This is a genomic window from Bradyrhizobium pachyrhizi (assembly GCF_001189245.1).
Taxonomy (GTDB): Bacteria; Pseudomonadota; Alphaproteobacteria; order Rhizobiales; family Xanthobacteraceae; genus Bradyrhizobium; species Bradyrhizobium pachyrhizi.
This window is the reverse complement of sequence record NZ_LFIQ01000039.1, coordinates 212,591-218,091: the sequence shown is the minus strand read 5'-3', so window position 1 is coordinate 218,091 and position 5,501 is coordinate 212,591. Positions and strand designations below refer to the sequence as shown.

General features: G+C 63.4%; 5 protein-coding genes and 1 pseudogene. 4 read left to right on the top strand and 2 right to left on the bottom strand.

Annotation, left to right across the window (positions count from 1 at the left end):
- Window positions 1–571: 571 nt before the first annotated feature.
- Window positions 572–1,576 carry a 2-hydroxyacid dehydrogenase gene (locus AKL29_RS05795; RefSeq protein ID WP_028335496.1) on the bottom strand — a complete coding sequence of 335 codons (1,005 nt, stop codon included), beginning with the start codon at window positions 1,574–1,576 and terminating at the stop codon, window positions 572–574.
- Window positions 1,577–1,914: 338 nt separating this feature from the next.
- Between AKL29_RS05795 and AKL29_RS05790 the strand changes: the two genes are divergently transcribed.
- Window positions 1,915–2,439: an SH3 domain-containing protein gene (locus tag AKL29_RS05790; protein WP_430648761.1), complete on the top strand. Its 525-nt coding sequence runs from the start codon at window positions 1,915–1,917 to the stop codon at window positions 2,437–2,439.
- A 179-nt stretch (window positions 2,440–2,618) separates the two neighbouring features.
- On the opposite strand, the gene irrA is transcribed toward AKL29_RS05790, so the two are convergent.
- A complete protein-coding gene (gene irrA / locus AKL29_RS05785) occupies window positions 2,619–3,110 on the bottom strand; it encodes an iron response transcriptional regulator IrrA (RefSeq protein WP_026192029.1) in 492 nt (163 codons plus the stop codon).
- Between the two features lie 327 nt (window positions 3,111–3,437).
- Between irrA and fabA the strand changes: the two genes are divergently transcribed.
- From fabA to AKL29_RS44450, 3 genes and pseudogenes are all read left to right on the top strand, one after another.
- Window positions 3,438–3,959 carry a 3-hydroxyacyl-[acyl-carrier-protein] dehydratase FabA gene (gene fabA, locus AKL29_RS05780; protein WP_016844716.1) on the top strand — a complete coding sequence of 174 codons (522 nt, stop codon included), beginning with the start codon at window positions 3,438–3,440 and terminating at the stop codon, window positions 3,957–3,959.
- Between the two features lie 43 nt (window positions 3,960–4,002).
- Window positions 4,003–5,226, top strand: a complete 1,224-nt coding sequence (gene fabB / locus AKL29_RS05775; protein ID WP_050383436.1) for a beta-ketoacyl-ACP synthase I — start codon at window positions 4,003–4,005, stop codon at window positions 5,224–5,226.
- A 78-nt stretch (window positions 5,227–5,304) separates the two neighbouring features.
- Window positions 5,305–5,501, top strand: a pseudogene (locus AKL29_RS44450) (bifunctional NADH-specific enoyl-ACP reductase/trans-2-enoyl-CoA reductase); the annotation flags it as partial.

The following is a 5,501-nucleotide window of genomic DNA, read 5'->3' as shown; positions in this document are numbered from 1 at the left end:
GTCCCGGCCTGGTGCGCAATTGCGCACGGGAGCCGGACCCATAACCACAGCTCTCACAAATGCGAAGGCTGGAGCCCCAGCTCGGTCCAACCACGAACACCGGTGGTTATGGGTCCCTGCTTTCGCAGGGACAACACCGAATGTTGGTCTCAGAGTGTGCTCGGCAGTCCCGTAGCCCGGCAACTTTGCATGGGGTTGTTTTCGATATTTTGGCAGCTCGCCCCAACGACGGCGGGCTAAGGCTATCCACGTTCCGTAGCCCCGTAGCCCGGATGGAGCGAAGCGCAATCCGGGGCGGTCTGTCCGCGGATACAGGCCCCGGATTTCGCGGAGCCTGTCATCGGGCGCGCGTTCGCGCGACCCGTTGGCTCCATCCGGGCTACAGATCTCTCTTCCCCTTTCCCCTGAAAGGGGGAAGGTCGGGATGGGGGTCCAGCCACACGCACCGTCGCTCGTGGAGAGAGATGATCCCCACCCGCTTTGCTCTCGCGAGCAAAGCGACCTCCCCTCTTCAAGGGGAGGTTGGAACTGCGTGGCTTGTATCGAGCGCGGCGTAATCCCGGTTACGAAATCACAGCATGCTCGGCAGCACGCGATCCGGCGGCTTGTGGGCGTCGAGGAAGGTTCGGATGTTGATGATCACCTTCTCGCCCATCTCGACGCGGCCTTCGATGGTGGCCGAGCCCATATGCGGCAGCAGCGTCACCTTGCCGGCCTTGGCGAGCCGCACCAGCTTCGGGTTCACCGCGGGCTCGTGCTCATAGACGTCGAGGGCTGCGCCGCCGATATCGCCGGCCTCGATCAGCTTGATCAGCGTGTCCTCGTCGATCACCTCGCCGCGCGCGGTGTTGACGACATAGGCCTCTTTCCGGATCAGCTTGAGCCGCCGCGCCGAGAGCAGGTGATAGGTGGCCGGCGTGTGCGGGCAATTCACCGAGATGATGTCCATCCGCGCCAGCATCTGGTCGAGGCTTTCCCAATAGGTCGCCCCGAGCTCTTCGGCGATCATGGGCGCCACCGGGCGACGGTTGTGATAGTGGATCTGCAGGCCGAAGGCCCGGGCACGGCGCGCCACGGCCTGGCCGATGCGGCCCATGCCGACGATGCCGAGCCGTTTGCCGCCGATGCGGTGGCCGAGCATCCAGGTCGGCGACCAGCCCGCCCAGTGCTGCCTGCCTTCGGTCAGGATCGAGGCGCCCTCGATCAGGCGCCGCGGCACCGCAAGGATCAGCGCCATGGTCATGTCGGCGGTGTCCTCGGTCAGCACCTTCGGCGTGTTGGTCACCGTGATGCCACGGGCATGCGCCGCGGCGACGTCGATATTGTCGACGCCGTTGCCGAAATTGGCGATCATCTTCAGCTTGCAGTCGGGCTGATTGATCACGTCCTCGCGGATCATGTCGGTCACGGTCGGCACCAGCACGTCGGCGGTTCGCGCCGCCTCGGCGATCTGCTCCGGCGTCATCGGCGTGTCGTCGAGGTTCAATCTGGCGTCGAACAGCTCGCGCATCCGGGTCTCGATCGAGTCCGGCAGCTTGCGGGTGACGACGACGAGAGGCTTTTTCTTCACCGACATGTCCTGCTTTCATGAGGCGCGCGGCGTGCCAAAAAGCAAACCGTTGAGGCCTCATTAACCCGGTTGTTCGACACTGCTGATAGCCGCGCTGTCCCGGCGTTTCCTTCGCGCTTCCTAGGGTTCCCCGATACTTGCCCCGGCTTTTCGCCAAGGCGAAACGACGAGCAAATTCGGGTGTTCTGGCTCTCAGGCGTTCCGTCCTCTCTAGCAGAAGGCCGGGCCAAGACAAGAACCCCTCGGGCTTGCAGTGTGGGGGCGAACGGGCGCGGGGCCTTCGGGCGTGGTTTGGGTTGCAATTCGCCGAATGCGGGTTGGGCATCTCGGCAGGAGACGAGTTGATGGTCTGGCGTTTCGGTTCATTGGTGGCGCTGGTCGGAAGCATGCTGAGTGCGTCGGTCATGCCCGGACATTCAGCCAAGGATTTGAGCCCCACCACCAGCGGCCTGCCGATCCCGCGCTATGTCAGCCTGAAGTCGGATCACGTGAACGTCCGGGCCGGCCCGACCAAGGACAATGATGTCGCCTGGGTCTACACGCGGTCGGGGCTGCCGGTCGAAATCACCGCCGAGTTCGAGAACTGGCGCCGGGTGCGCGATTCCGAGGGCGCCGAAGGCTGGGTCTATCATTCCCTGCTGTCCGGCCGCCGCACCGCGGTCGTCACGATGAAGAACAAGGACGATCTGGCCTCGCTGTACGATCGCCCGGACGCGACCAGCGCCGTCGCGGCGCGCCTGCAGGCCGGCGTCGTCGCGCAGGTGAAGAAATGCGCCAATAACTGGTGCCGGGTCACCGGCAGCGGGTTCGACGGCTGGATCGAGCAGCAGCGCCTCTGGGGCGTCTACGCCGACGAGAAGGTGGACTGACGCGCAGCGTCATTCCGGGATGGTGCGCGAGCACCAGACCGCAGGTGCGCAATTGCGCACCGGGGAATCTCGAGATTCCGGGTTCGATGCTGACGCATTGCCCCGGAATGACGTAAGTGCAAAACGACAATGGCCGGGACGAGCCCGGCCATCACAACTCAAATCGACGGTAAGACGGCTCAGCGCTTCTTGCGCAGCCGCACGACCATGTCGACGCGGGAAATCTCGTAGCCTTCCGGCACGTCGGGCATCTTCGAGAGCACGAGGTTCGGGTCGGGAATGTCGACCAGCTCGTGATTGTGCTCGAGATAGAAGTGGTGGTGTGTCGACACGTTGGTGTCGAAATAGGTTTTCGTGCCGTCGACGCTGACCTGGCGCAGCAGCCCGGCATCGGTCAGCTGGTTCAGGGTGTTGTACACAGTCGCCAGCGACACCGGAACCTTGGCCAGCGTGGCTTCCTCGTACAGCATTTCAGCGGTCAGGTGGCGGGCACCCTTGCCGAACAGCAGCCAGCCCAGCGCCATGCGCTGGCGGGTCGGCCGCAGACCGGCAGACTGCAACATTTCGTTGACGTCATGCCACGGACAGCCGGTCAGGGCAGGGTGGTGCCCAGCGCCCCGGGCAGCCGGGTGCACGGCATCATCATTCACAGCCGGTACTTCCTCGTTCATATCCACTCTATGCACCCAACTCAGGCAATATTCCTCATAAATATAAAAAGGATGCCTATCAGATGCAAGTTTTTCGCAACTAGAACGAATCCAAGCTGCGGTAGAAACCTAAGGAGAAGCGGTCATTTATCCTCCGAATGCCGCTTTGCCGCCCAGTTGGCGCTATGTTAGAGAGCGCGCGGACCACATATGCGCTTTCGGCAGAGATAACAGGCCGTAGCGTACCCAGGTAGCGCCAAGATGCGGGACGGGTTACTCCGGTTCCCGTGGGTAGATCAAGGTCCGACCAAGCAAAGCGCTCATCGGGACATCAGAGGTGGAAAGAGGATGCTGGATCGGCGCGGCGGATACGAATACGAGGATTTGCTGGCTTGCGGGCGGGGCGAGCTTTTCGGTCCCGGCAACGCCCAGTTGCCGTTGCCGCCGATGCTCATGTTCGATCGCATCAGCGAGATTTCGGAGAATGGCGGCGAGTTCGGCAAGGGACTGGTGCGCGCCGAGCTCGAGGTGAAACCGGATCTCTGGTTCTTCGGCTGCCATTTCAAGAACGATCCGGTGATGCCGGGTTGCCTCGGCCTCGATGCCATGTGGCAAATGGTCGGCTTTTACCTTGGCTGGATCGGTGGCGAAGGTCGTGGACGCGCGCTCGGCCTCGGCGAGCTGAAGTTCTCCGGACAGGTGCTGCCGCACGCGCGCAAGGTTGTGTACAACATCGATATCAAGCGCGTGATGCGGTCAAAGCTCGTGCTTGGAATTGCCGACGGGTGGCTTTCCATGGACGACGAGATTATCTATCGCGCCAAGGACTTGAAGGTCGGGTTGTTCAAGCAGGGCACGGCGCCATCTTGAGCAGGATCATCATGCGGCAACATAAAGGCAGGGCGAGGCGAACATGAGGCGGGTTGTCATCACGGGGATGGGTATTGTCTCGTCCATCGGTAACAACACCCAGGAAGTGCTTGCGAGCCTCTACGAGGCGAAGTCGGGCATTTCGCGCGCGGAGAAGGCCGCCGAACTCGGCTTCCGTTCGCAGGTGCACGGTGCGCCGACACTCAATCCTGCCGAGGTGATCGATCGCCGCGCGATGCGGTTCCTTGCCGAAGGTGCGGCGTGGAATCACGTCGCGATGGAACAGGCGATCCGCGACTCGGGCCTCGAGGAAAGCGAAGTCTCCAACATCCGCACCGGCATCATCATGGGATCCGGTGGACCGTCGACGCGCACGCTGGTGGAGGCCGCCGACATCGCGCGCGCCAAGGGCCCGAAGCGCGTCGGTCCGTTCGCGGTGCCGAAGGGCATGTCCTCGACCGCGTCGGCGACGCTCGCGACCTGGTTCAAGATCAAGGGCGTGAACTATTCGATCTCGTCCGCCTGCGCGACGTCGAACCATTGCATCGGCAACGCCTATGAGACGATCCAGATCGGCAAGCAGGATGTCATCTTCGCCGGCGGCTGCGAGGAACTCGACTGGACGCTGTCGGTGCTGTTCGACGCCATGGGCGCGATGTCCTCGAAATACAACGACACGCCCGCCACCGCCTCGCGTCCCTACGACCTCAACCGCGACGGCTTCGTCATCGCGGGCGGCGCGGGTGTCGTGGTGCTGGAAGAGCTCGAGCATGCCAAGGCGCGCGGCGCCAGGATCTATGGCGAGGTCGTCGGCTACGGCGCGACCTCCGACGGCTACGACATGGTGGCGCCGTCGGGCGAGGGCGCCGAGCGCTGCATGCGCATGGCGATATCGACGGTGAACACGCCGGTCGATTACATCAATCCGCATGCCACTTCGACGCCCGCCGGCGACCCGCCGGAGATCGAGGCGATCCGCAAGGTGTTCGGCACCGGCGACAAGTGCCCGCCGATCTCGGCGACGAAGGCGCTGACCGGCCACTCGCTCGGCGCCACCGGCGTGCAGGAAGCGATCTATTCGCTGCTGATGCTGAACAACGGCTTCATCTGCGAGAGCGCGCATATCACCGAACTCGATCCGGTGTTTGCCGACATGCCGATCGTGCGCAAGCGCATCGACAACGCCAAGCTCAACACCGTGCTGTCGAACTCGTTCGGCTTCGGCGGTACCAACGCCACGCTGGTGTTCAGGCGGCTTGACGCGTGATTTCGCCTCTCCTCGCTTGCCGAGGAAGGTCCGCAGGCAGCGAATGAGAACATTGCAACGATCCGGAATGGGGTGGGAATGATTATTGAACCGCGCGTGCGAGGCTTCATCTGCACGACGGCACATCCCGTCGGCTGCGCCACGAATGTCCGCGAACAGATCGCCTATGTTCTGAAGCAGGGCCCGGTCGCCGACTGCCCGAAGCGCGTTGCCGTGCTGGGCTGCTCGACGGGGTATGGCCTCGCGAGCCGCATCGTCGCGACCTTCGCCGGCGG